General features: G+C 72.6%; 22 protein-coding genes. 16 read left to right on the top strand and 6 right to left on the bottom strand.

Annotated features, from left to right (window positions below; genetic code table 11):
- Positions 1-38 precede the first annotated feature (38 nt).
- Positions 39-3890, top strand: coding sequence for an ATP-dependent RNA helicase HrpA (hrpA, locus tag ORG17_RS14185; protein ID WP_301630822.1), 3852 nt, complete (start codon positions 39-41; stop codon positions 3888-3890).
- Between the two features lie 19 nt (positions 3891-3909).
- Complete coding sequence (locus tag ORG17_RS14190) at positions 3910-4278, top strand: VOC family protein (protein ID WP_214527418.1); 369 nt, start codon at positions 3910-3912, stop codon at positions 4276-4278.
- Here ORG17_RS14190 and ORG17_RS14195 read toward each other — a convergent pair.
- Complete coding sequence (locus ORG17_RS14195; protein ID WP_214527419.1) at positions 4259-4816, bottom strand: YbaK/EbsC family protein; 558 nt, start codon at positions 4814-4816, stop codon at positions 4259-4261. The two genes, ORG17_RS14190 and ORG17_RS14195, sit on opposite strands and share 20 nt — an antisense overlap.
- Positions 4817-4857: 41 nt before the next feature.
- Between ORG17_RS14195 and ORG17_RS14200 the strand changes: the two genes are divergently transcribed.
- The 6 genes from ORG17_RS14200 (at position 4858) to ORG17_RS14225 (ending at position 11137) form a co-directional block, all read left to right on the top strand.
- Positions 4858-5511 (top strand): CatA-like O-acetyltransferase, encoded by a 654-nt coding sequence (locus tag ORG17_RS14200; RefSeq protein WP_214527420.1) that lies wholly within the window; start codon positions 4858-4860, stop codon positions 5509-5511.
- Positions 5512-5550: 39 nt separating this feature from the next.
- Positions 5551-6573, top strand: coding sequence for a Gfo/Idh/MocA family protein (locus tag ORG17_RS14205; RefSeq protein WP_176709307.1), 1023 nt, complete (start codon positions 5551-5553; stop codon positions 6571-6573).
- Positions 6570-7595 (top strand): Gfo/Idh/MocA family protein, encoded by a 1026-nt coding sequence (locus ORG17_RS14210; protein ID WP_214527421.1) that lies wholly within the window; start codon positions 6570-6572, stop codon positions 7593-7595. The genes ORG17_RS14205 and ORG17_RS14210 overlap by 4 nt, the downstream gene beginning before the upstream one ends.
- The gene (locus ORG17_RS14215) at positions 7595-7816 is read left to right on the top strand and encodes a hypothetical protein (protein ID WP_214527422.1); all 222 of its coding nucleotides are present in this window, start codon (positions 7595-7597) and stop codon (positions 7814-7816) included. Before ORG17_RS14210 ends, ORG17_RS14215 begins: the two co-directional genes overlap by 1 nt.
- 15 nt (positions 7817-7831) lie before the next feature.
- Positions 7832-10027, top strand: a complete 2196-nt coding sequence (locus ORG17_RS14220; protein ID WP_214527423.1) for an acyltransferase family protein — start codon at positions 7832-7834, stop codon at positions 10025-10027.
- Between the two features lie 96 nt (positions 10028-10123).
- Complete coding sequence (locus ORG17_RS14225) at positions 10124-11137, top strand: LacI family DNA-binding transcriptional regulator (protein ID WP_214527424.1); 1014 nt, start codon at positions 10124-10126, stop codon at positions 11135-11137.
- Between the two features lie 81 nt (positions 11138-11218).
- Here the strand turns inward: ORG17_RS14225 and ORG17_RS14230 are convergent, their stop codons facing one another.
- Positions 11219-11917, bottom strand: coding sequence for an esterase/lipase family protein (locus tag ORG17_RS14230; protein ID WP_214527425.1), 699 nt, complete (start codon positions 11915-11917; stop codon positions 11219-11221).
- A gap of 71 nt (positions 11918-11988) precedes the next feature.
- Positions 11989-12762: an alpha/beta fold hydrolase gene (locus ORG17_RS14235; protein ID WP_214527426.1), complete on the bottom strand. Its 774-nt coding sequence runs from the start codon at positions 12760-12762 to the stop codon at positions 11989-11991.
- A gap of 82 nt (positions 12763-12844) precedes the next feature.
- On the opposite strand from ORG17_RS14235, the gene ORG17_RS14240 reads away from it, so the two are divergent.
- The 5 genes from ORG17_RS14240 to ORG17_RS14260 all read left to right on the top strand — a co-directional run bounded on the left by ORG17_RS14240 (position 12845) and on the right by ORG17_RS14260 (position 18234).
- On the top strand, positions 12845-13318 hold the full coding sequence (locus ORG17_RS14240; RefSeq protein ID WP_214527427.1) for a hypothetical protein: 474 nt from the start codon (positions 12845-12847) through the stop codon (positions 13316-13318).
- Positions 13319-13339: 21 nt separating this feature from the next.
- Positions 13340-13888: a dihydrofolate reductase family protein gene (locus ORG17_RS14245; RefSeq protein ID WP_214527428.1), complete on the top strand. Its 549-nt coding sequence runs from the start codon at positions 13340-13342 to the stop codon at positions 13886-13888.
- A 102-nt stretch (positions 13889-13990) separates the two neighbouring features.
- Positions 13991-15289 (top strand): NAD(P)/FAD-dependent oxidoreductase, encoded by a 1299-nt coding sequence (locus tag ORG17_RS14250; protein ID WP_111032782.1) that lies wholly within the window; start codon positions 13991-13993, stop codon positions 15287-15289.
- Between the two features lie 424 nt (positions 15290-15713).
- Positions 15714-16955, top strand: a complete 1242-nt coding sequence (locus tag ORG17_RS14255; RefSeq protein WP_214527429.1) for an acyltransferase family protein — start codon at positions 15714-15716, stop codon at positions 16953-16955.
- Positions 16956-17040: 85 nt separating this feature from the next.
- Positions 17041-18234: an FAD-dependent oxidoreductase gene (locus ORG17_RS14260; protein ID WP_301565319.1), complete on the top strand. Its 1194-nt coding sequence runs from the start codon at positions 17041-17043 to the stop codon at positions 18232-18234.
- 74 nt (positions 18235-18308) lie between these two features.
- Here the strand turns inward: ORG17_RS14260 and ORG17_RS14265 are convergent, their stop codons facing one another.
- The 3 genes from ORG17_RS14265 to ORG17_RS14275 all read right to left on the bottom strand — a co-directional run bounded on the left by ORG17_RS14265 (position 18309) and on the right by ORG17_RS14275 (position 21826).
- Positions 18309-19178, bottom strand: a complete 870-nt coding sequence (locus tag ORG17_RS14265; protein ID WP_214527430.1) for a UbiA family prenyltransferase — start codon at positions 19176-19178, stop codon at positions 18309-18311.
- A gap of 42 nt (positions 19179-19220) precedes the next feature.
- Positions 19221-20807, bottom strand: a complete 1587-nt coding sequence (locus tag ORG17_RS14270; RefSeq protein WP_214527460.1) for a long-chain-fatty-acid--CoA ligase — start codon at positions 20805-20807, stop codon at positions 19221-19223.
- Between the two features lie 113 nt (positions 20808-20920).
- Positions 20921-21826: a DMT family transporter gene (locus ORG17_RS14275; RefSeq protein WP_083404362.1), complete on the bottom strand. Its 906-nt coding sequence runs from the start codon at positions 21824-21826 to the stop codon at positions 20921-20923.
- 71 nt (positions 21827-21897) lie between these two features.
- Here ORG17_RS14275 and ORG17_RS14280 point away from each other — a divergent pair, with 71 nt between their 5' ends.
- The 3 genes from ORG17_RS14280 (at position 21898) to ORG17_RS14290 (ending at position 24768) form a co-directional block, all read left to right on the top strand.
- Positions 21898-22746 carry a LysR family transcriptional regulator gene (locus tag ORG17_RS14280; protein WP_214527431.1) on the top strand — a complete coding sequence of 283 codons (849 nt, stop codon included), beginning with the start codon at positions 21898-21900 and terminating at the stop codon, positions 22744-22746.
- 85 nt (positions 22747-22831) lie between these two features.
- A complete protein-coding gene (locus ORG17_RS14285; RefSeq protein ID WP_214527432.1) occupies positions 22832-24046 on the top strand; it encodes a sensor histidine kinase in 1215 nt (404 codons plus the stop codon).
- Positions 24034-24768, top strand: a complete 735-nt coding sequence (locus tag ORG17_RS14290) for a response regulator transcription factor (RefSeq protein ID WP_214527433.1) — start codon at positions 24034-24036, stop codon at positions 24766-24768. Before ORG17_RS14285 ends, ORG17_RS14290 begins: the two co-directional genes overlap by 13 nt.
- Positions 24769-24807 lie beyond the last annotated feature (39 nt).

Below are 24807 nucleotides of genomic sequence, written 5' to 3' on the forward strand. Positions count from 1 at the left end.
GCACCAGCCGCCCGGCGCGCCTGTATCCTGGAATGCTCATGTCTTCTCCGCTGCCCGTCATCACGTACCCGCCCGAACTGCCGGTCTCGCAGCGGCGGGACGACATCGCGGCCGCCATCCGTGACAACCAGGTGGTCATCGTCGCCGGGGCCACCGGTTCGGGCAAGACCACGCAGCTGCCGAAGATCTGCCTCGAGCTCGGGCGTGAGCACATCGGGCACACCCAGCCCCGCCGGATCGCGGCACGGACCATCGCCGAGCGCGTGGCGGAAGAACTGGGCGGCGGGGAGCTCGGCGGGCTCGTCGGCTACCAGGTCCGGTTCACCGACAAGGTCAGCTCCGAGACCCGCGTGAAGCTGATGACCGACGGCATCCTGCTGAACGAGATCCACTTCGACCGCGACCTGAAGCGGTACGACACGATCATCATCGACGAGGCGCACGAGCGGTCCCTGACGATCGACTTCCTGCTCGGCTACCTGAAGCGGCTGCTCCCCCGTCGCCCCGACCTGAAGCTCATCATCACGAGTGCGACGATCGACCCGGAGTCGTTCTCGAAGCACTTCGACGACGCCCCCATCATCGAGGTGTCCGGCCGCACCTACCCGGTCGAGATCCGGTACCGCCCCCTCGTCGCCGAAGACCAGGACGACGACGCCGACGACGAGTCCGACTCCCGCACCGGTGACAGCGGCAACGCAGCCGACGACCGCGACACCCTGCAGGGCATCACCGACGCCCTCGACGAGCTGGCGCAGGAGGACCCGGGCGACGTGCTCGTGTTCCTGTCCGGCGAGAACGAGATCCGCGACGCCCAGGACGCGATCGAGGGCAAGCGCTACCCGGGCACCGAGGTCCTGCCGCTGTACGGCCGCCTGTCCGCCGCCGACCAGCACCGGGTCTTCGAGCGCCGGCACACCCCGGGCATCCGCCGTCGTGTCGTCCTCGCCACGAACGTCGCCGAGACCTCACTGACCGTGCCCGGCATCAAGTACGTGATCGACACCGGGACGGCGCGCATCTCGCGGTACTCCCCGCGGGCCAAGGTGCAGCGCCTGCCGATCGAGGCGATCTCGCAGGCCAGCGCCAGCCAGCGTTCCGGTCGAGCGGGCCGCACGAGTGCCGGCATCGCGATCCGGCTCTACTCCGAGGACGACTTCGGCCGACGCCCCGAGTACACCGACCCCGAGATCCTCCGCACGAACCTCGCCGCGGTGATCCTGCAGATGATCTCGCTCGGCTTCGGGGACATCGAGTCGTTCCCGTTCCTGCAGCCGCCGGACAGCCGGGGCGTGAAGGACGGCCTCGACCTGCTCCGCGAGCTCCGTGCCGTCGACAAGGACGGCCGCATCACGAAGTCCGGGCGACAGCTGACCCGTCTGCCGATCGACCCCCGGCTCGGTCGGATGGTGCTCGAGGCCGCACGGCAGGGCGTCGGACGCGAGGTCATCGCGATCGTCAGCGCCCTGAGCATCCAGGACCCCCGCGAGCGCCCGCTCGAGAAGCGCGCGCACGCCGACCAGCTGCACGCCCGCTTCGCCGACCCGACGAGCGACTTCCTGACCCTGCTGAACCTCTGGAACCACATCGAGGACCAGCAGGAGGAACTCTCGTCGAGCGCGTTCCGCCGACTGTGCAAGGCCGAGTTCCTGAACTACCTGCGCATCCGCGAGTGGCAGGACCTGTACCGGCAGCTCTCCCGTGCCGCGAAGCAGGTCGACGTCCGAGTCGGACAGTCCCGCTCCGACGACGGTGACGCCGTGCACCGCGCACTGCTCGCCGGACTCCTCAGCCAGATCGGGCTGCGGGACCGCGAGAAGCGCGACTACCTCGGCTCCCGGAACACCCGGTTCGTGGTGTTCCCGGGCAGCGTGCTCGCGAAGAAGCAGCCCGCCGCCGTGATGGCCGCCGAGCTCGTCGAGACCAGCCGGCTGTTCGCCCGGACCGTCGGCCGGATCGACCCCGCCTGGGTGGAGCCGCTCGCCGGCGACCTGCTGAAGCGCACCTACGGCGAGCCGCACTGGGAGAAGAAGCAGGGGGCGGTCGTCGCCTACGAGCGGGTGACCCTGTTCGGGGTCCCGATCGTGCAGCGCCGACGCGTGCAGTACTCGCGGATCGACCCGGAACACTCCCGTGAACTCTTCATCCGGCACGCCCTGGTCGAGGGCGAGTGGGAATCGCAGCAGGCCTTCGACCGCGCCAACCGGAAGCTCCGCAAGGAACTCGAGCAGCTCGAGGAACGCACCCGCCGCCGGGACATCCTGCTCGACGACGAGAACGTCTACGAGTTCTACGACGCCCGGATCCCGGCCGACGTCGCCACGACCCGCGACTTCGAGGGGTGGTGGCGGACCACTCGCCGCGAGCAGCCGGACCTGCTCACGATGCGCCGGTCCGACCTGCTGGACGAATCAGCGGCCGAGGCCGCCGAGGACGACGTCGAGTACCCCACCCAGTGGCGGAGCGGCGACCAGCGTCTCGCCATCCAGTACCGCTTCGAGCCCGGCGCACAGGACGACGGGGTCAGCGTGCAGGTCCCCCTCGCGCTCCTGCCGCGGATGCGTGAAGAGGGCTTCGACTGGCAGGTGCGCGGCCTCCGCAAGGAACTCGTCACCGCGCTCATCAAGTCGCTGCCGAAGCAGATCCGCAAGAACGTCGTGCCTGCTGCCGACTGGGCCGAGAAGATCGTCGCCGAGCTGCCCGACGACGCCCCGACCGAGCCGACGGAGTCGTTCCGCGCCACCCTCGCCAAGGCGATCCAGCGCATGACCTACGTGCCGGTCTCCGAGTCCGACTTCGACCTGTCCCGCGTCCCCGCGCACCTGCTGCCGACGTGGGCCGTGGTCGACGAGCGTGGTCGCCGGGTCGAGACCGGCAAGGACCTGTCGGCCCTGCAGACCAAGCTCAAGGACCGGACCCAGCAGAGCGTCGCCTCCGCCACGGCGAAGGGCGCGAGACGGACAGGAGGCGCGGCTCGCGTCGCCTCCGCCGGCGCCGGTCGCCCGCTGGAACAGTCCGGACTCACCGCCTGGCCCGACCAGGACCTGCCGCAGACCCTCGACACCCAGCAGGCCGGCGGCGTCATCCGCGCGTACCCGTCCCTGGTCGAGGAAGGCACCGGTCCGAAGGCGACCGTCGGCGTGCAGCTGCTCGCCACCCCGTCCGACCGCGTCGTCCGGATGCCCGCCGGGGTCCGCCGTCTGGTGATGCACGCGGTGCCGTCGCCCGTGTCGTACATCCAGTCGCACCTGACCGCGCAGGAGAAGCTCGCGCTCGCCGCCAGCCCCTACCCGTCGACCGCCGCGCTGTTCGACGACGTGCTGGCCGCCGTGGTCGACGCCGGTATCCGTCGGGCCCACCCGGACGGCCTCGTCTTCACGAAGGCCGAGTTCGAGGCGGTCCGCGATGCCGTGTCGGGCTCCGTGGTCGACACGATGTTCACCGCGGTATCCGAGGTCGCGGCCGTCCTGGCCGCACAGCGCTCCGCCGAACGAGCACTCAAGCAGGCGAACTCGATGTCGCTGCTCGCCGCCCTCAGCGACATGCGGCAGCAGATGGAGCGCCTGGTGTTCCCGGGGTTCGTCGCCGTCGCGGGGCTCGACCGACTGCGCCGCATCCGCGTGTACCTGCAGGGCATCGAGGCGCGCGTGCAGAAGCTGCTGCAGAACCCCGGACGCGACGCGACCTGGATGCGCGAGGTGACCGTGGCGACCGACCGCTACACCGATGCCGGCGGCGCCTTCCCACCCGCGGTCGGGGCGCACCCGGAACTCGTGCACGCTCGGTGGATGCTCGAGGAGTTCCGGCTCAGCCTGTTCGCGCAGGAACTCGGGACCGCCGAGACCGTCTCGTTGCAGCGGATCACGAAGGCGCTGACCGCCGCACGCTGATGGGTCTACCGTGTCGGCCATGATCGGCACACTCGACGTCGTCGTCCTGGACTGCCCGGACACCCGCGCCCTCGCCCGCTTCTACGCCGAGCTGCTCGGCGGGGAGATCGTCGGCTTCGACGAGGACTGGGCGGAGCTCGCCCTCCCGTTCACCGACCACCGTCCGATCCTGGCGTTCCAGCAGGTCCACGACTACCGGGCGCCGGAGTGGCCCGGGCAGGCGGTGCCGCAGCAGAGCCACCTCGACGTGAAGGTCGACGACCTGGACGACGGCGAGGCCGCGGTGCTCGCGATCGGTGCGACGGCGACGGGGTCGGGCACGGAGACGTTCCGCGTCTACCTCGACCCCGCGGGGCACCCGTTCTGCCTCATCCGGCCGTCGGACTGACCGGTTCGGTCGCCAGACCCTCGACCACGGTCACGTTCGGCAGCGCGGTGAGTGCGGCGCCGGGCAGGAACAGCTTGGCGGCGCGACGACCGGCACCGATGACCACCTCGGGGGCGTCGAGGACGCGCGCGTCGATGTAGAGCGGCCACGAGGACGGCAGCCCGATCGGGGTGATGCCGCCGTACTCCATGCCGGTCAGCTCGACCGCTTCGTCCATCGGGGCGAAGCTCGCCTTGCGGACGTCGAGCAGCTGCTTCACGACGCGGTTGACGTCGAGCTTGGTCGATGCGAGGACGACGCAGGCGGCGTAGCGGACCTCGTCGCCGCGCTTCCCCGCGACGACGATGCAGTTGGCGCCGCCGGCCAGCGGGTAGCCGTACGCCTCCGAGAACGCGGCGGTGTCGGCCAGGTCGGCGTCGATCGGGGCCTCCTCGATCTTCATGACGACCTCGGTCGGCAACGCGACCAGGGCTTCGGCGACGGGGATCGCGAGGAATCCGGTGGCGACCAGGGCGGGAACACGTTCGAGCGTCGGCATGGCTCCACCGTAGGGAAGCGATCCCGCACGAGGGTGGAGCCATGACCGAACTCCGGGCGATCGACGTCGACCAGTGGCCCCGCCGGGAGCACTTCGAGCACTACCGGCACCGCGTGCCGTGCGCGTACGAGGTGACCGTCGAACTCGACGTCACGGCCTTCGTCGAGCGCGTCCGAGCGACCGGCCGTCGGACCTACGCGTCGCAGCTCTGGGCGATCGCGACCGTGGTGAACCGGCACGACGAGTTCCGGATGCAGCTGCTCGACGACGGCTCCCCCGCCGTGTGGGACCGTGTCCACCCGATGTTCACCGTGTTCCACCCGGACACCGAGACGTTCTCCGCTCTCGTCGTGCCGTACGACGACGACTTCGGCACCTTCCACGACGCCGCGGTGTCGACGATGACGGAGTACCGGGACGACACCCGGATGTTCCCGCAGGACGACCGGCCCGGCAACGTCTTCGACGTCTCGACCCTGCCGGGAGCGTCGTTCACCGGCTTCTCGTTGCAGGTGCGCGACGGCTGGGACCACCTGCTGCCGATCATCACGCTCGGCGGGTACCGGACCACTGGTGACCGGACGCTGCTGCCGCTGGCGCTGCACGTCGACCACGCCGCTGCCGACGGCTTCCACACGACCCGACTGCTGCGTGAGCTCGAGGAGCTCTTCGCCGCCCCTGGCTGGCTCGGCTGACCGTGCCCCTCGTCCCACCGCATCTCCTACGCTGACCCCATGACGTCGCAGTCGGAGACCCCCGCCCGCAAACGCATCGGGCTCGTCGGCGCGGGCGGCATCTCCGTCGCCCACCTGCCCGGGCTGCTCCGCCTGGGCGACGTGGTGGTGCACGCTCGCGAGGGCGCCCACGAACTCGTTGCCGCGTTCACCGACACCGCCCGGGCCGAGGGCAGCACGATCACCGTCGCCGACAGCCTCGACGAACTCCTCGCCGGGGTCGACGTCGTCGACGTGGTGGTCCCGACGCACGCCCACGCCGAGGTCGTCCGTGCAGCGATCGCGGCCGGCAAGGACGTCGTCTCCGAGAAACCCCTGGCCCGGACCGACGCGGACGCGGCGGACCTGGCGGCGCGCGCTGCGGACGCAGGCGTGCAGCTCTACCCGGCCCAGGTGGTGCGCTGGTTCCCCGCGTACGCGCGCCTGCACGAAGCCGCGACCACGGGCCTCCTGGGCGACCTGGCGGTGTTGCGGTTCTCGCGGTCCGGTGCCTTCCCCACCCACGTCCCCTGGTTCGGTGACCGCGCGCTGTCGGGCGGGATCGTGATGGACCAGATGATCCACGACCTGGACATCGCGCGCTGGGTGGCGGGCGAGGTGACCCGGGTGTCGGCGGTGAGCGTCCGCGCGGGTTCCGAGGCGGAGCCGGTCGAGGCGGCGCACGTCCTGCTCACGCACGAGTCGGGTGCGATCAGCCACGTCGCCGGGCTGTGGGGGCCGCAGCACCTCGCCTTCACGACCGAGTACTCGGTGACGGGGACGCTCGGCAGCCTGTCGCACTCGTCCCGGGCAGAGGAGGACACCCGCAGTGACCTCGCGGCACCGGCCTCCGTGGACGGTTTCCTGCCGACGGTCGACCCGGCGGACGACCCGTACGCGCTGGAGCTCGCCGACTTCCTCGCCGCGTTCGACGGTGGTGCACCGCCCCGGGTGACCGTGGACGACGGCGTCGCTGCGGTGCGGATCGCGAACGCGGCGATCGCCTCGATCGAGTCCGGCCAGCCGGTGGAGGTGTCGCGGTGACGCTCCGGGTCGGGGTGCTCTCCTTCGCCCACACGCACGCCATCAGCTACCTCGGTGCCCTGGCGGCGATGCCCGACGTCGAGGTGCGCGGCACGGATCCGGACGGCACCTCGACGGGGACGGAACTCGGCGACCTGCGCGGAGCCGAACTGGCGAGCGCGCTCGGCGTCGGGTACGCGGACTCCGTCGACGAGCTGCTCGCCTGGGGTCCGGACGCGGTGATCGTCACGAGCGAGAACGCCCGGCACCGCGAGCACGTCGAGCTCGCGTCGGCAGCGGGGGCACACGTGCTCTGCGAGAAGCCGCTCGCGACCTCGTGGCAGGACGGCCTCGCCATCCGCGATGCGGTGGACCGCGCCGGGGTGCTGCTCATGATGGCGTTCCCGGTGCGCTTCGCCTCGGCGTTCGACCGGCTGCGCGCGACGCGGGACTCGGGCGCACTCGGCACGGTGTTCTCGGTGCGCGGCGCGAACAACGGCATGCTGCCGCTCGCCCGGGACTGGTTCACCGACGTCCGGTCGAGCGGAGGCGGCGCCCTCGTCGACCACGTCGTGCACGTCGCCGACCTGATCGACGGGCTGACCGGAGCGGCGCCGGTGTCCGTCACCGCCGTCGCCAACCGGGTGCTGCACGCGGACCGAGCGAACGCCGAGACCGCGGGCCTGGTGACCATCACGTACGACGACGGCACGATCGCGGCGATCGACTGCTCGTGGAGCCGACCGGACACGTCACCGGTGTGGGGTGGACTGACGCTCGACGTCGCCGGGACCGGCGGCACGGTGTCGGTGGACTTCTTCGGGGCGGCTGCTCGCGGGCTCGACGCGGTCGGGGGCCGGCCGATCGAACTCCGGTACGGACCCGACCACGACCTGCCGATGCTCCGGACGTTCCTGGCGGCCGTGGCGTCGGGCGAGCAGCCGCAGCCGGACGTCGGGGTCGGGCTGCGGACGCTGTCGATCGTGCTGGCGGCGCAGGAGTCGGTGCGGACGGGCAGGACGGTGGCGGTCACCCCGGCGTGATGCGGGAGCGCCGCAGCGCGAGTCCGCTGTGGCCGTCCAGGTCGACGTCGCGCAGCCGCGGCCTCGTCCGCGTGCTCGTCCGCGTCTTCGTCGTCGTCTTCGTCGTCGTCGTCTTCGTCCTCGTCTTCGTCCTCGTCTGCGTCTTCGGAGGCGAGGCGGATTCGCGTCGTGCCGTCCCCGGCGGTATGTTCGGGGCGCGCGGTAGGGACCGCGCATCGTGAGGCAAGGGGTAGCTCGTGACGGTCGCGCCGGCGCGCGCAGCGCGACACGATCCTGTCGCGCGCCACCGTGCCCGTCACAACGCTCGCCGCGCGGGCGGTGCAGCGGACACCAGGACGCTGCGACTCGAGATCCAGGCCGTCCGTGCCATCGCCATCGGGGCGGTGGTGCTCTACCACCTGTTCCCCGAGGTGCTGCCCGGTGGCTACGTCGGCGTCGACGTCTTCTTCGTGATCTCGGGCTTCCTCATCACCGCGCACATCGCGAAACCGCTGGCCACCGGCCGGTTCAGCTTCCGGGCCTTCTACGCTCGACGTGCCTGGCGACTCCTGCCGGCGTCGATGGCGACGCTCTTCGTGACCGTGATCCTGACCGCGGTGTTCGTCCCCCGGACGCTCTGGAAGGACTTCACCGAGCAGATCATCGCCAGCGCGCTCTACGTCGAGAACTGGGCGCTCGCGGGCAACGCCGTCGACTACTCCGCCCTGGCGTCCGACGCGAGCATCGTGCAGCACTTCTGGTCGCTGTCGACCGAGGAGCAGTTCTACGCCGTCTGGCCGCTCGTCCTCTGGTTCTGTGCCTTCGTGCGGTACCGGCGCCGACGCCGGAACGGTGTGTCCCTCGCTCCGGCGATCGCCGTCGCGCTGGGCATCGTGTTCGTGCTGTCGTTGGCGTACTCGATCTGGGCGACGGCGCACACCCCGGCGTCCTACTTCCTCACCACGACCAGGGCGTGGGAGTTCGCCGCGGGCGGCCTGCTCTGGCTCGGCCTGCAGCGCGTCCGGATCCCCGCGGCGCTGGCGGCAGCGATGAGCTGGACCGGCCTCGTCCTGGTCGCGACGACCGCACTCCGGTTCGACGCGTCGACGCCGTTCCCGAGCTGGACGGCGCTCATCCCCATCATCGGGGTCTCGCTCGTCATCGCGGGCGGGATGCCCGAGCCCGCGTGGAGCCCGGCGTTCCTGTACCGGCTGCGACCCGTGCAGTGGCTCGGGGACGTGTCGTACTCGCTCTACCTCTGGCACTGGCCGCTGCTGATCGTGATGCCCTTCGTGATCGGAACCCCCACGGGCGAAGCGACCCCGCTCTGGGCGAAGGGCATCGTGCTCGTCGTCGCGCTCGTCCTCGCCCACTTCTCGCGCCGGTTGATCGAGCAGCCCGTGATCGCGTTCTCCAGCGAGCGCATGCGTGCGCGGCACCCGCGGCACCGCGGCGTCCTGGTGCTCGCGATCGCCGGCATGCTCGTCGTCGCCGTGCCCGCCGCCAGCATGTACTGGTCGGTGGTGCGGGAGGAGACCGCGGGCGCCGCCACCGGGGTCACCGTCACCGCGGACGGCACGCTGACCAGCCGAGCCTGTCACGGTGCCGCAGCGATGCAGCCCGGGGCGGACTGCCCGCAGGTGGACGCGGCCGACATCACGCCCAGCCCGGTGCAGGCGGGGTCCGACGCGTTCGCCGACCAGTCCGGCGCCGGGTGCCAGGTCGCGGGCGACGACACCACGGTCCGGGGCTGCGAGGTCGGCGACCCCGACGGCACCGTGCGGCTGGCGATCGTCGGCGACTCCCACGCCGCCAACTACGTGCCGTCCCTCGAGCTCATCGCGAAGGCGAAGCACTGGAGCCTCACCACCTACCTGCACTCCGGCTGCCCGATGACCCGGGCACTCGTGACCCCGTCGTGCAACACCTGGAAGGCCGACACCCTCGAGCGGCTGCAGCAGGAGCGGTACGACGTCGTGTTCGTCGCCGCGATGTCCCGCACGCCGTGGCCGCACGGCATCATCCGGCACGCCGACGAGATGACGCCCCAGGTCCGCGACGACGCGGCAGGCCAGTACGCGAAGACCTGGGTGCGCCTGCAGCAGGCCGGGTCGAGCATCGTGGCCCTGCGCGACAACCCCGACCCGGGCATCGGCGGCGTGTCCGACGTGCCGAGCTGCGTCGAACAGCACGGTGACGGCGCCGCCTGCGACGTCTCCGACGCCGACGCGCTGATCGACGACCCGGTTGCGCAGGCCGCGCGGACCACTCCGGGCGTCACGCTGATCGACTCCACAGCGATGTTCTGCGCGGACGGCACCTGCCCCTCGGTCATCGGCGGCGTCGTCGTCTACCGACAGGTGCAACACGTCACGCAGACCTACGCACGATCCATGGCGCCGTTCCTGGAGCCGAAGGTGACCGCTGCGGTCGAGGCCGCCGTCGCCGGCTGAGGTAGCTGCAACGGCCGCGACGGCCTCAGCGGCCAGCCGGGTACCGCCGGGTACCGCCCGGGAGCGCCCGGGAGCGCCCGCGCTACGCTCGTCCCGATGCGCGCAACCGTGCGGGACGTGGCAGCCCTCGCCGGGGTGTCCCCGAAGACCGTCTCCAACGTCGTCAACGGCGGCGTGGTCGTGCGCCCGGAAACCCGGGAACGCGTCGAGCGTGCGGTCGCCGAGCTCGACTACGTGCCGAACCTGTCCGCCCGCGGGCTCCGGAACGGTCGCTCCGGAGCGATCGCGCTGACACTGCCGGAGATGGGCAGCGCCTACTCCGCCGAACTCGCGCAGTCCTTCGTGGAACTCGCCCGCGAACGCGGCTGGGTCGTGCAGCTCGAGCAGACCGGCAACGACCCGGCCCGCGAACGCGAACTGGTCTCCCGTGCCCGCGCACACCTGGTGGACGGGCTGATCCTCAACCCGGTGTCGCTCAGCGCGAGCGTCCTGGCCTCGACCGAGGGACTGCCGCCGACCGTCGTCATCGGCGAGGTCGAGCCCGAGCACGTCGACCAGGTGCACGTCGACAGCCGTGCGGCGGCCGAGCAGGTCACCGAACACCTCATCGCCCACGGGCACCGGCGCATCGCGATCGTCGGGGCGTCACCCGAGGGTGCCGCGACGGCGACCAGCGAGCTCCGCGAACGCGGGTACGCCGCCGCGATCGGCGCCGCCGGCATCACGCCCGACCCGTCGCTCCGAGTCCCGCTGCCGGCGTGGACCACGAGTTCCGCGGCGACGACCTTCGCGGCCTGGCTCGACGAGCACCCCCTGCCCGACGCCGTCTTCGCGTTCACCGACTCGATCGCGTTCGGGGTGCTGCACGTGCTCGCCGCCCGCGGTGTCCGGGTGCCGGACCAGGTCAGCGTCATCGGGTTCGACGACGTCGACGGTGCCGCGTACGCGATCCCGTCGCTCAGCACGGTGTCGTTCGACCGTCGGGCGTTCGCAACGGCTGCGCTCGACCTGCTGACCCGTCGGATCGCTGACCGCGGTGCCGCGCCGGAGACCGTCGTCGTGCCGCACCGGATCGTCGAGCGCGCGAGCGTCGCCGACCGCCCGCGCTGACGCCGACGTCGCCGCCGCCGTCGCCGCCGCCGTTTCGCGCTGACCGACACCTCACGCCGTCGCGGGCCCGTGACGTGTCGCTCAGCGCGAAAGACCGCCGGGGCCGGAGCCGCCGCCGCCCCCACCCGGGTCCGCCGCCGCCAGCACCGCCGACCGCGTCCGCGCATCGCCGAGGATCCGGAAGTGCCCTCCCACCGGCAGCCGCACGTTCGTCGCCCCCTGGAGCTCGCTGCCCTCGGGGATGAGCGTGTCGAACACCCCGTACACCGAGGTGATCCGCGCGTTCGCGTCGAGTTCCCGTGCCAGCCCCGCCAGCACCGGGTCGGCCGCCCGGAACGCCCGCAGGTGCGGCACCGGCGCGAGCCGCGCGTAGACCGAGCCCGCGAAGGGCGTCGACACCGCGACCATCCGGTCGATCCGCTCGTGCTGGTCGAGCTGCGTCATCGCGTACTTGCCGATCAGCCCGCCCTTGCTGTGTGCGAGCACGAGCACGTTCCGCAGGTCCTGTTCCTCCAGGGTCGCGATCACCTCGCGCGCGGAGTCGGGCACGGGCCGCAGGTTGTGCCGCAGGACGGGCAGCACGTGCACCGGGTGCCCCCGGTCGTGGAGCGCGTCCATCAGCGGCCGCATGAAGTGCCAGGTCTCGTAGACGCCGGGCACCACGACGACGGGCTGCCCGGCGCCGGTCCGGTAGTCGTCCGCGGTGGTCGGGCCGAGGCTCCGGACCTGCCACCTGGCGGCGTACCCCCAGTCGAGTGCGGCCCACCACGCGCGTCGCACCAGCGGGACACGGCCTGGAGGCCCGGATCGCGCCGTCCGCGCCGCCTCCGTCCCCGACGTGGCCGGCCGGGTCATCGCAGCCCCTCCAGGCGCTCGGCGCTGCGGAACGTCTCGAGGAGGCGCGCGAAGGCGTCCGGCTGCCGTTCCTGCACGTGGTGCGGGCCGGCCAGTTCCACGAAGGTGCCGTTCGGCGCAGCGGCCGCGACCCGAGCCGACCAGTCGTGCCGCGCGATCGGGTCCTGGGTGCCGCGGACGACGAGGACGGGCTGCGTCACCTCGGTGATCGTCTGCTCGGTCGGGTAGCGGAGCATCGGTCCGAGCTCTCGCGTGTACTGCCGCATGCTCCGCAGGTAGTCGGTGACCAGGACGCCGTTCATCCGGACCCCCTCGACGAACCCGTCGCGGCCCAGGTCGAGCGCCTGCAGCGGGAGCGATCGCCGCTCGGAGTCGATCACCGGACCGACGAGCACGATCGCCGCGACGGTCTCCGGGTGGCGCCGGGCGGACTCGACCACGACCTGGGCACCCATCGACTGCCCGACGAGCACCAGGTCGCCGTCGACCAGGTGGCGGACCGCCCGAACGACGACGTCGCCGAGCTCCTCGATCGACAGCCGCCGACCGGCCGCGGGCAGCCAGCCGAACCCCGGCAGGTCGACGCTGACCGTGCGGTGCTCGGCGGCGACGGCGCGCTGCGACCGGGCGAAGGACCGGTGCGACATCCCGATGCCGTGGACGAACACGACGGTGGGGTCGGTGTCGTCGCGGACCGGCTCTCGCGCCGCCATGGTGTGCAGGCGCACGGGCAACCCGTCGATCCGGACGGTCTCCACAGCAGCGCGCACGAGCCGAGGCTACGCGGCGGTTCGCAGCACCGGGTCAGCCTCGTCATCGGCTGCACACAGCCGCGCCGTGTGCACTCCTGGCATGAGCGACACCACTCCCACCAACGGCCACGAACCGGACGGCTCCGACCCGGCGAACCGGGCGACGACGCCGACCGGCTGGGGCGCCGCCCCGACCCCGACGTCGACCTCCACGCTCGACGCCCCCGCGCCGCAACAGCAGCAGCAGCAGCCGTGCCGCGCGGACGCCGGCGCCACGACCCCGGGCGCCTGGGACTCCACCGCCCCGAACGGCACCACCCCCTGGTACGGAGCCGCAGCCGGCGCCGCGAGCCCGACGAACCGCCGCAGCGCAGGCCCGAAGCCCCCGTGGTTCTGGCCGCTCCTCGCCGCGATCGTCGGGCTCGCCGCGCTGCTCGTCGGCGGAGGCGTCGGGTTCGCCATCGGCCACGCGATCGGCGCGGACCGGACGCAGTCGACGACGCAGGTGCCCGGCACGAACCGGTTCCCGGGCAACGGCACCGGCCAGGCCCCCGGGTACGGCACCGGGAGCTGACCGGCGGGTACGATCCGTCCCATGCGGAAGACCACTGCCGGTCTGTTCACGTCGGTCGACGGCGTCGTGCAGGACCCCTACGAGTTCCAGTACGACAGCTTCGACGACGAGCTCGGTGCAGCGATGGGTGCCTTCATGGCCCGGACCGACACCGTGCTGCTCGGCCGGAACAGCTACCTGGAGTGGTCCGAGTGGTGGCCAGCCCACCCGGAGGACCCCTTCGGCCAGTGGATCAACCCGATCGAGAAGCACGTGGCCTCCACCACGCTCGGCAACGACCTGACCTGGCAGAACAGCACGCGGATCCCCGGCGACGTCCCCGCGTTCGTGCGCGACCTGCAGCAGCGCGATGGTGCGGACATCGCCGTGTGCGGCAGTGTCACGCTCGTCCGCAGCCTGCTGTTCGCCGGGGTCCTCGACGAACTGCAGCTCATGATCCACCCGGCGATCGCCGGCCGTGGCCGGCGACTGTTCGAACCGACCGATCCGCCCACGCGCCTGCGTCTGGTCGACAGCACCGTGACGAGCAAGGGGAACGTGCTGAACACCTACGGTCGGTTCGACGCCTGACGGACGCACCACGGGCCTCCCAGCCCCACCCGTCATGCGCCCCGGCAAACCGCGCGTACCCTCGATGGTGACCATCCGCACCCGAGGAACACCGGAGCAAGCATGACCCAGGACACCCGCCCGCACGTCGTCATCGTCGGCGGTGGATTCGCCGGTGTGGCCGCCATGCGCGAGCTCGCCGATGCGCCGGTCCGGGTGACCCTGGTCGACCGCCACGTCTACAACATGTTCCAGCCCCTGATGTACCAGGTGGCGACGGGCGGCCTGAACGCCGGCGACGTGACGTACTTCCTCCGCTCGCTCCGGGCCCGCCAGTCGAATGCCGAGTTCCGTCACGGCCTGCTCACCGGCATCCGCACCGACGAGCGCATCGCCGAGATGTCCGACGGCGAGCACCTGCACTACGACTACCTGATCCTCGCCAACGGCGTGAACACGAGCTACTTCGGCACCCCCGGTGCGTACGAGTACGCGTACTCGATGTACTCCCGCTCGCAGGCACTCCGCATCCGCGACGAGCTGTTCACCCGGCTCGAAGAAGCGGCGGCGAACCAGGGCCCCGACGAGATCCGCATCGTGATCGTCGGTGGCGGTGCGACCGGCGTCGAGATGGCCGGCGCGCTCGCCGAGCTCCGCGACCAGGCGCTCGTCGGCGCGTACCCGGAGATCGAACGCGGCAACATCTCGATCACCCTCGTGCACCGCAGCGGCGAGCTGCTCAAGCCGTTCGCCCCGCGCCTGCGCCGGTACGCCGCCAAGGTGCTGCGCAAGCGAGGCGTCGTGCTGCGGCTGAACACCGGCGTCTCCGAGGTCAAGCGCGACGGCGTGATGACCGCGGACGGCGAGTTCATCCCCGCCTCGCAGGTGATCTGGGCGACCGGCGTCGCCGCCCACAAGGAGGTCTCCGGCTGGGGCCTGCCGCAGACCCACGGTGGCCGCATCCAGGTGAACGACGACCTGAGCGTGAAGGGCGCCGAGCGGATCTTCTCCGCCGGCGACATCGCGGCGCAGGACGACGCCCTCGCCCAGCTCGCCCAGCCCGCGCTGCAGGGCGGACGGCACTCGGCGCGGCAGATCGTGCGCCTGCTCGAGGGCAAGGCCACCGAGCGCTTCAAGTACTTCGACAAGGGCACCATGGCGACGATCGGCACGAACGCCGCGGTCGCCCAGCTGCGTGGCGGGATCACGATGGTCGGCCCGATCGCCTGGCTGGCCTGGGTGTTCGTGCACATCACGAGCCTGCTCGGCGCCGGCAACCGGATGTCGACCCTGACGCACTTCTTCGTCCGCTACGTGTGGTTCATGCGGAAGCGCTCGATCCCGATCGTCGGCGACGTGCGCCCGGTGCGCCCGAACGGCGACCGCGAGCCGGACCCCTGGCAGCTGCAGAAGGCCGAGTAGCCGCGCGCGTTTCCACTTGGTGAGCAGGAACGGTCGGGTCCGCACGTCGGACCCGACCGTTCCTGCTCACGGTGTGCGTGCGGTGGACGCGGGGCGCGACGGCCTGGAGGCGCGGTGCGGGCCGGCCACGGGCCTCCCGGCTGGCGCGTGGTGCGCGGGGCTGGCGCCGACGCGTGGCCGGGACCGTGGGGCCGGCCGACGCGGAACGACGATGACGCTGTCGTACGACAGCGACATCGTCGCTGCGCGCGCTTCGCAACATTGCGCGCGTGCAACGAACGACGATGTCGCTGTCATGCGACGTCGACACTGTCGTTCGACGTCGGCGCTGACGAGCCTGGTGCACCCCGCTCGTTGAGACTCCTCTTACCCGCGAGGAGGACCCTGGTCGGCAACACGCAACCGAGCAGCGCGGGGAGGGACCATGGCGACGACCACGCTGACCCACGCGCCGACGCAGGCGCAGCCACAGCACCGCACGGCCACCCCGGCGCACTCCGAGGCCGGGTCGCCGCAGGCTCCGCCACCCCCGCTGACACACCGCGCACCCGCGCTCGACGGGCTCCGGACCCTCGCCATCCTGGTCGTCGTCCTATACCACCTGCACGTGCCGCAGTTCGAGGGCGGCTTCATCGGCGTGACGGTGTTCTTCGTGCTGTCGGGCTTCCTCATCACGACGCTGCTGCTCGGCGAACGGCGTCGCACCGGGCGGGTGCGCCTCGGCTCGTTCTGGGTGAAGCGGCTGCTCCGCCTCTACCCGGCACTGCTCGCGCTCGTCGTCGTCGGGCTGCTGCTCTGGAACTGGGTCGGTGACTACAAGGGCGCCTCGCTGTCGTCCGGCGAAGCGGCGTTCATCGCGCTGACCTACACGGGCAACCTGTTCCGCGCGTTCTGGGACACGTCGCAGGGCGTCTTCGCGCACACGTGGAGCCTGTCGATGGAGGAGCAGTTCTACCTGGTCTGGCCGCCGGTGCTGGTCCTGCTCGCCGTACTCCGGGTCCGCCGTCGCTGGCTCCTGGCGGGGCTCGGGGTCCTGGTCGTCGGAGCGTCGGTGGCGTCGTGGGCGAGCTACCGCAGCCCGAGCGGCGGTGCCACGCCCGACGTCTACTTCTCGCCCGTGCTCGGGGTCGTGCCGCTCGCGATCGGCTGCGCACTCGCCCTGCTGCTCGACGACGAACGGGTGCGCGTGCGGGCCGCCGGAGTCCTCGGGCACGTGGCGACCTGGCTCGGTCTCGTGCTGCTGGTCGGGGTGCTGCTCCGGATCGACGACGACTGGACGCAGCACGCGTCGACGTTCGGCATCGTGCTGCCGCTGACCGGGCTGATCGCGGCGGTGACGATCGGCGGGCTGGTCTCGGTCCGCTCCCCCGTGTCCGCCGCCCTGGCCTGGACGCCGGTGTCGTGGTTCGGCCGCCGGGTCTCGTACTCGGCGTACCTCTGGCACCCGCTGGTGATCGCGCTGCTCGGCACCTTCGCGATCGGCCCCTGGGGCACGCTCGGCCTGGTCGGCGCGGTGGTGATCGTGTCGATCGGCGCCGCCTACGCCGTCGAGGTCCCCGTCGAGCGCTTCCGCGCACGGGTCCGAGCGGGTCGCCGTGCGGCAGCCCACGCCGCACCGGCGACGACGCCCGCGCCCGCGCCCGCGCCCGCGCAGCGCATCGAGTGAGCACAAGACGTCGAGTACGGCCCACTGACCGGACGCCTTCTGCTCACTGAACGCCGCGGCGAACGGTCACCGTAGGCTCGCGGACGTGCCCATCGAACGCGTCGACGTCCTCGTCGTCGGCGGCGGCCCCGTCGGACTGTTCCTGGCGGCACTCCTCGCGGCGCAGGGCGTCGAGGTCCGAGTGTGGGAACGCCGGGCCGAGCCGCCGACCGGTTCGCGGGCCATCGGCATCCACCCACCGTCCCTCGACGCGTTCGCCGCGATCGGCCTGGACACCGCGGTGCTCGCCGAGGCGTCGCTGGTGCACGCCGGCGTCGCCAGGAGCCGCGGTCGGACCCTCGGCACCCTGCGCTTCGACCGCGCGTCGCCGACCCACCCGTACGTGGCCACCCTCGACCAGCACCGCACCGAGTCCCTGCTCCGGGAGCAGCTCCGGGCCAGCGCACCGAGCGCCCTGCGGACCGGCACCACCCTGACCGCCCTGTCCCGGCACACCGACCACGTCGACGCCACCGGGACCGGACCGGACGGCGGCACCGTGACGGTCCGTGCGGCCTTCGTCGTCGGGGCCGACGGTGCCCGGAGCGCCGTCCGTGACCTGCTCGGCATCGGCACGACCGGGCGCGAGTACCCGGACCGCTACGTGATGGGTGACTTCGCCGATCCCGAGGCCCCGTCGGCTCGGTCCTCCGCGCTGGTCGACGTCGGCCCGGACGGCGTCGTCGAGTCCTTCCCGCTGCCGGGTGCGCGGCGCCGGTACGTCGCCCTGGTGCCGGACGACGACGCGTTCGCCTCGGCCGAGGGCAGCTGGACGGGCACGCCGGACCCCGCGGTCGTCCACCGCCTGGCCGCACTCGTCGCGGAGCGCACCGGCGTCGTGCCGGACCCCGCGACCTGCTCGATGACCAGCGGCTTCCGGGTGCGCCGCCGCGCCGCCGACCGGGTGGGCGTCGGCCGGGTCGTGCTCGTCGGCGATGCCGCCCACGAGATCAGTCCGATCGGCGGGCAGGGCATGAACCTCGGGTGGCTCGACGTCGCCGAACTGGCGCCCCTGCTGGTGGGTGCCGTCCGCACCGGCGTCCCCGGTCCGTGGCCGGGCTACGCCGCCCGCCGCCAGGCAGCCGCCCGACGCGCGGCCCGGCAGGCCGAGGTGAACATGGCACTGGGCCGTCCGCTCGGCCCCGTCACGGCGACCGGCCGGGAGGCGCTGCTCCGGACCGCCCTGTCCCTGCCGACCGCGCACGGCCTGGCCCGGCTCTACGCGATGCGCTGGGCCTGACGGCTCGCGTCCGGCCCGCAGCGCGCAGTCGTGCAGACGCGCGCCTGCGCGGAGGCGCAGCGTGTTCCGCGTCGTCAGGCGACGAGTCGCGCGCCCGCGAAGCCGAGCTCGACCACGAGCACGAGGGACGACGCGATGACCAGCCGGAACAGGGTGCGTGATGCCCGCCCCGCGAGCACCAACCGGACGCCGACGACAGCGAGCACGGCCACCACGACGGCACCGAGGACCGCGAGCACGACGCCGAGGCCCCGGACGGGGTCGTCGCCGAGCACCTGTCCGCCGAGCACCAGCGCGGCCGCGACGACGAGCGAGGCGAACGCGACGATCCCCGCGCCACGGAGCCCGAGCCGGTGCGGGAAGCCCCGGACCCCGGTCGCGGCGTCGTCGACGAGGTCGGGCAGCACGTTGGTGCAGTGGATCGCGATGCCGAAGACAGCCCCCGTGGCGATCGCCCACCACGCCGGCCACTGCCCCTCGGGCCCGGCCGCGACGGACACGACGGGCAGCAGCCCGAAGGCGACGACGAACGGCGCCACCGACCACGCCGAACGCTTCAGGCCGGCGTCGTAGGCCCACCCCGCGGCGACCAGCACGAGGTGCGCGAGGGCGGCGACCGGCCCCAGGAACAGCGAGAGCACCACGGCGATCCCGGCGGTGGCGTACGCGGCGGCACGGACGGTGCCGACGGCGATGAGTCCGCGGGCCACGGGCTTGTCGCTCCGCCCGACGGCTCGGTCGCGGTCCGCGTCGATCCAGTCGTTCGCCAGACCGATGGACAGCTGGCCCGCGACGACGGTCAGCGCCACCAGCACCACGAGCCACACGGGGTGTCCGACGGCTGCGGCGATCACCGCGGCGAGGACGGTCACGGTGACCGTGGGCCCGGGGTGGGACGACGCGAACAGCAGACGCGCGGTCGACGGGGTACGGCTGGCGGTCACCCGGTCAGCGTACGGATCGCGCCTGCGCGGTCGTGGCAGGGCTCACGGAACGGCCGTCACCTCGACGCCGAACCGGTCGACGAGCTCGCGCTTGAGCACCTTGCCGCTCGGGCCCAGCGGCAACGCGTCGAGGACGTGCACCACCCGCGGGTACTTGTACGCGGCGATCTCGGCGGCGACGAAGTCGACCAGGACCTGCGGCTCGACGGATGCGCCGGCGTGCAGGACCACCGCGGCTTCGACCTCCTGCCCGTGCACCGCGTGCGGCACGCCGAACACCGCGGCCATCGCGACGTCGGGGTGGGTGGCGAGCACTTCCTCGACCTGCCGCGGGTACACGTTGTAGCCGTTGCGGATGATCATGTCCTTGGTGCGGTCGACGATCGTCAGGTACCCGTCGTCGTCCTTCGTACCGAGGTCACCGGTGCGGAACCACCCGTCGACGATGGCCTCGGCGGTGTCCTCGGGCCGGTCGAGGTACCCGTTCATCAGGTTGTGGCCGCGGATCACGAGCTCGCCGATCTCGCCGTGCGGCAGCATGACGATCGCGTCGCGGACCTCGGGGTCGGCGATCTCGACGTCGATGCCCCACACTGCTGTGCCGATGGTGCCGGGCCGCGGCGGTTGCCCGACGTGGTTGAAGGTGGCGACCGGCGAGGTCTCGGTCAGCCCGTACCCCTCGTGGATCGGCGCGTCGAAGACCTGCTGGAAGCGCTCGAGCACCGCGAGCGGCAGCGAGGCCCCGCCGGAGATCGCGTACCGGAGCGTCGGACGGGCCTCGGACCGTGTCGCGGCGTCGAGCAGTGCCATGTACATCGTCGGGACACCCATGAAGATGCCGCAGCCGTGCTCGACCATCGCGGCGAGCGCCGTGTCACCGTCGAACTTCGGCAGCATGACGAGCGTCGCGCCGGTCCGGAACCCGGTGTTCATCGTGCAGGTCTGCCCGAACGTGTGGAACAGCGGCAGGGCGCCGAGCAGGACGTCCCCGCGGTGCATGTCGAACGTCGTCATCAGGTTGGTGTTGACCTGTTCGAGCAGCGAGAAGTGCGACCCTTCGGCACCCTTGGGCTGGCCGGTGGTGCCGCTTGTGTACAGGATCGTGGCGGTGTCGAACGGGTGCCGCGGCACGTAGGTGTCGAGCGGTTCGCTCTGCGCGGCCAGGGCCTCGAGCCGGTCCGGGCCGGCCGCGGACCCGTCGTCGGTCGTCGCCGGTGCGAGCACGGTCACGACGTCGACCCCGGCGAGCTCGGCTCCGGCGGCGCCCTCGCCGAGCAGCGGGGCGGCACAGACGAGCAGCGTCGCGCCGCTGTCGCGCAGGACGTACTCGATCTCGCGGCGCTTCAGCAGCGCGTGCACGGGCACGGCCACCGCGCCGAGGGCGAGGGTGGCGTAGTAGACGCGGGGGAAGTCCGCGACGTTCGGCACGAGCATCGCCACCTTCGACCCCTCGGTCACGCCCCGCGCGCGGAGCGCCCCGGCGTAGGCCAGGGTCTGTGCCCACAGCTCGGAGTAGGTCGTACGGACGTCGCCCACGATGACGGCGACGTCGTCCGGGTAGCGTGCTGCCGACTCGGCGAGGATGGCTGCGACGGACGCGGTCGCGCGGGTGGTGTGGGTGTCGTGCATGCCGGTCTCCGTCTTCGTCGACGACCTCGTCGTCGTCACCGCCGATCCTACGGCTCGACCCGGCGGACCGGTCAGGCAGGCTCGACCCGAAGGACCGGTCGGGGAGGCCCCGGTCAGGCGGCGGACGCCGCAGGTTCCCGCCGACGGAGGAGCACCCCGGACGCCAGGGCGATCCCGAGCAGGACGACGAGTCCGCCGACGGGCTCGTTCCACCGCACCCGCTCCCCCAGCACGAGCACACCGAGCGCCACCCCGACCACCGGCGTCAGGTACGTGACGGTGGAGGCGCGGCCGGCGCCCCACGCCTGCACGAGCCGGGTGTTCCAGGCGTAGGCCAGCCCCGTGCCGACGCAACCGAGCGCGATCATCGCGGCCACGATCCTCCCGTCCAGCTGCACCGGACCGGTGGCGATGACGGGCGCGACCAGCAGGAGCATCCCGGAGGCCAGCGTCAGCTGGACCGTCGCGAGCGTGACCGGGTCGTACGCGCTCGCCACGGCCACCCGGCGCAGGTAGGCGAGCCCGATGCCGTAGGACGCCGTCATGCCGAGCAGCGCGACCTGCCCCGGCACGCTCGCCAGGACCTCCGGGTCGGTCAGGACGTCCCACGGGCCGACCAGCACGAGCACCCCGACGATGCCGAGCACGATCCCGAGCACCTGCCGTCCGCGCAGCCGTTCGGACGGCACGAGCACCGCGAGCGCGGCCAGCGTCATGATCGGCGTCGTCGCGTTGTAGATGCTCGCGAGCCCGGAGGGCACCGTCTGCTCGGCCCACGCCATCAGTGACGACGGCACCGCGTTGAGGAACACCGCGACGACCGCCAGGTGCGCCCAGGTGCGTGGCTCCCGGGGCCACCGGCGACGCGTCGCCAGGAGCACCACGACGAGCGTCACCCCACCGAGCACGGTCCGCACGGTGGCGACCTGCTGCGGGGCGAGTCCGTCGAGTCCGATCTTCGCGAAGAGGAAGCTCGAGCCCCAGGTCAGTGCGACGAGGGCGTAGAGGAGGGCGTTCACGTGGCCTAGTGTCGGACCAGCGAGTGACATGCGGCAAACGCATGGGGCTCATGCCGACATGAGGAGGACGCATGACCGTCTCGGTCCAGCAACTGCGCGCGTTCGTCGCCACGCTCGACGCCGGGTCCTTCACCGCGGCGGCCACCGTCCTGGGCGTCGGGCAGTCCGCGGTGTCCCACGCCGTCGCCGGGCTCGAGCGCGAGGTCGGTGGCCCCGTGGTGCGCCGCGGCACGGTCGCCGCCGCCACACCGCTGGGCGACCGCCTGCTGGCCCACGCCCGCAGCGTGCTCGCCTCGGTCGAAGCCCTGGAGGCGGTGGTCCGGCCCGCCACGGCGCGCGGCACCGTGCGCCTCGCCGCCGTCCCCACCGTCTGCCAGGGCCTGCTACCGCGGCTCCGCGAGCTGTGGGCCGTGACCCTGCCGGACGTCGACGTGCAGGTCTACGAGGGCGACGACGACGAGATGCCGGAGTGGCTCGAGGCCGGCACCGTCGACGCCGCCGTGCTCGTCGACCCGTCGCCGACACCCGCGGGTGGCGTGGTCGTGGCGCGGGACGAGATGGCCGCCGTGATCCGCCGCGACCATCCCCTCGCCGAACTGCCCGCGCTCACCCTCGACGACCTGCACGAGGACGGCCTGGTGGCGGGCGGCGGCGGCTGCGAGTACCAGATCCAGAAGCTGCACGAGCTCGACGGCCGCCCGTTCCGCTACGCCCACCGGGTGCGGGAGATGAGCACGATGTTCGGGATGATCCAGCGGGGCGAGGGCGTGTCGATCGTGCCGACCCTGGGCCGCGGAATGCTGCCGCCCGACCTCGTGATGATCCCGATGGCCCGGCGACTCGAACGGACCCTGGTGCTGAGCGGGCCGTCGTCCCGTGCGTGGCACCCGTTGGCGCGGGCACTGGTCGACGCGGTCTGAGACGGACGGTCCCCTGGTCAGGCGGCTCGGGCAGCTCCGACCTTCGGCGGATCCGCTCGTCCCGACGGCTCCCTAGGCTCGGGGCATGACCTCGACCGCGCTCCCCGCCGTACCGCTCGGGCAGCGTGTGTGGTCCCAGACCTGGCGTGTCGCCGTCGCGGCCCTGACCGGGCTCCTCACCGCGGGGCTCGTGTGGCCGTCGATGGACACCCGCGGCTGGAGCGACCTGCACGTCGGCGCACTGATCCTCGGCGACGTGGGAGCCGGTCTGGTCGCCCTCGTCCTCCTGCCGTTCCGGCACCGGGCACCGCTGGTGATCACCGTCGTCATCGGTGCCCTCAGCTCGGTGTCGACACTGGCCGTCGGCGCAGCCGGACTCTCCCTCGTGTCACTCGCCACCCGGCGTCGAGCCGTGGAACTCGCCGTCGCCGGCGCGGTGCTGCTCGGCGCCACACTGCTCTACGACGTCGTCCTGGCACCCCCCGCCGATGACATGCCGCTCTGGCAGATCATGCTCGTCGGCCTCGTCGGCATCGCCCTGCTCGTCGCGATCGGCATCGGGATCGGACAGCGCCGGGCGCTCCTGCTGTCCCTGCGCGAGCGCGCGGCCCTGCTCGAACGCGACCAGCAGCTGCGCGAGGACCGTGCCCGCGAGCAGGAGCGCGCCCACATCGCCCGCGAGATGCACGACGTCCTGGGCCACCGGCTGTCCCTGGTCGCGCTGCACGCCGGTGCGCTCGAGTACCGCGGCCCGGGGCTCACCCCCGACGAGACCGCCGCAGCGGCCGGGGTCGTGCGGGCCGAGGCGCACTCCGCGCTCACCGACCTGCGCGACGTCCTCGGGGTGTTGCGCGACCCCGCGGCGAACGGCGGCGACGAGGTGACCGGCACCGCGCCTCCGCAGCCGACGCTCGTCGACCTGCCCGGCCTGCTCGACCAGGCGCGTTCCGGCGGTGCGACCGTCCGGGCGCGCGTCGACACCGACGGCACGGCGGTGCCGACGGCCGTGGGGCGACACGCCTACCGGATCGTGCAGGAGTCGCTGACGAACGCCCGCAGGCACGCCCCCGGAGAGCTCGTCGACGTCGTCGTCGAGACCGTCCCCGGCCCGGCGATCCGGGTGGTGGTGTCGAACACGCTGGCCGACGGACCCGCGCCCGTGGACGCCTCCGGGCACACGGCCGGGCACGGCCTGCGCGGGCTCGCCGAACGCGCCCGTCTCGTCGGCGGGAGCTTCCGCGCCGGCAGCGACGACGGACGCGTGCACGTGGTCGAGGCGGTGCTGCCGTGGACCCCGTGACCGCTCCCGTCCGCGTCGTCCTGGTCGACGACGACCAGCTCGTGCGCGTCGGGCTCCGCATGCTGCTCAGCGGCGACGACGGGCTGGTGGTGGTGGGCGAAGCGGGCGACGGGCTCGAAGCCGAGGGCGTCATCGCGTCGACCGCGCCCGACGTCGTGCTCATGGACATCCGGATGCCCCGGTGCGACGGACTCGTCGCCACCGAACGCGAACTGCGCCGACGACCCGACCTGGCCGTCCTGGTGCTGACCACCTTCGAGGGCGACGACCTCGTGCTCGGAGCGCTGCAGGCCGGCGCCCGTGGGTTCCTGCTGAAGGACACCCCGCCGCACGAACTCGTGCAGGCCGTGCGGACCGTCGCGGCCGGACGCTCGATCCTGTCCCCGTCCGTGCTCGACCGGGTCATCGCGTTCGCGGCCGGGCCCCGCTCGGGCCAGACGGTCGCTGGCCGGGGCGGCGGACCGGCCGGGCCTGGGGTCGGCACCGCTCCGGACGGAGCCGAGGAGCGCCGGCTCCTCGCCCTGCTGACCGAGCGGGAGCGGGAGGTCGCGCTCGCCGTGGCGAACGGGGCGTCCAACGCGCAGATCGCCGCCGACCTGTACGTGGGCCTGGCCACCGTGAAGACGCACGTCGGGCACGTCTACGAGAAGTTCGGCGTCGAGAACCGGGTGCAGCTGGCTCTCGTCGTGCACGCGGCCCGGCGGGGAGAGCCGAGCGCGTGACCGGTTCGCCGGGTGACCGGGGCGCCGGGTCGCCGGGTC

The sequence above is a fragment of the Curtobacterium flaccumfaciens pv. betae genome, assembly GCF_026241855.1.
In the GTDB taxonomy this organism is placed as follows: Bacteria; Actinomycetota; Actinomycetes; order Actinomycetales; family Microbacteriaceae; genus Curtobacterium; species Curtobacterium flaccumfaciens.

What these genes read in the sequence shown, in the direction of transcription:
- ORG17_RS14195 (WP_214527419.1), bottom strand. Translation starts at nt 4,816, where the DNA reads ATGCCGACGCTCGAACGTGTTCCCGCCCTGGTCGCCACCGGATTCCTC.
- hrpA (WP_301630822.1), top strand. Translation starts at nt 39, where the DNA reads ATGTCTTCTCCGCTGCCCGTCATCACGTACCCGCCCGAACTGCCGGTC.
- ORG17_RS14255 (WP_214527429.1), top strand. Translation starts at nt 15,714, where the DNA reads ATGGCGACGACCACGCTGACCCACGCGCCGACGCAGGCGCAGCCACAG.
- ORG17_RS14270 (WP_214527460.1), bottom strand. Translation starts at nt 20,807, where the DNA reads ATGCACGACACCCACACCACCCGCGCGACCGCGTCCGTCGCAGCCATC.
- ORG17_RS14240 (WP_214527427.1), top strand. Translation starts at nt 12,845, where the DNA reads ATGAGCGACACCACTCCCACCAACGGCCACGAACCGGACGGCTCCGAC.
- ORG17_RS14285 (WP_214527432.1), top strand. Translation starts at nt 22,832, where the DNA reads ATGACCTCGACCGCGCTCCCCGCCGTACCGCTCGGGCAGCGTGTGTGG.
- ORG17_RS14225 (WP_214527424.1), top strand. Translation starts at nt 10,124, where the DNA reads ATGCGCGCAACCGTGCGGGACGTGGCAGCCCTCGCCGGGGTGTCCCCG.
- ORG17_RS14215 (WP_214527422.1), top strand. Translation starts at nt 7,595, where the DNA reads ATGCGGGAGCGCCGCAGCGCGAGTCCGCTGTGGCCGTCCAGGTCGACG.
- ORG17_RS14205 (WP_176709307.1), top strand. Translation starts at nt 5,551, where the DNA reads ATGACGTCGCAGTCGGAGACCCCCGCCCGCAAACGCATCGGGCTCGTC.
- ORG17_RS14250 (WP_111032782.1), top strand. Translation starts at nt 13,991, where the DNA reads ATGACCCAGGACACCCGCCCGCACGTCGTCATCGTCGGCGGTGGATTC.
- ORG17_RS14200 (WP_214527420.1), top strand. Translation starts at nt 4,858, where the DNA reads ATGACCGAACTCCGGGCGATCGACGTCGACCAGTGGCCCCGCCGGGAG.
- ORG17_RS14280 (WP_214527431.1), top strand. Translation starts at nt 21,898, where the DNA reads ATGACCGTCTCGGTCCAGCAACTGCGCGCGTTCGTCGCCACGCTCGAC.
- ORG17_RS14190 (WP_214527418.1), top strand. Translation starts at nt 3,910, where the DNA reads ATGATCGGCACACTCGACGTCGTCGTCCTGGACTGCCCGGACACCCGC.
- ORG17_RS14245 (WP_214527428.1), top strand. Translation starts at nt 13,340, where the DNA reads ATGCGGAAGACCACTGCCGGTCTGTTCACGTCGGTCGACGGCGTCGTG.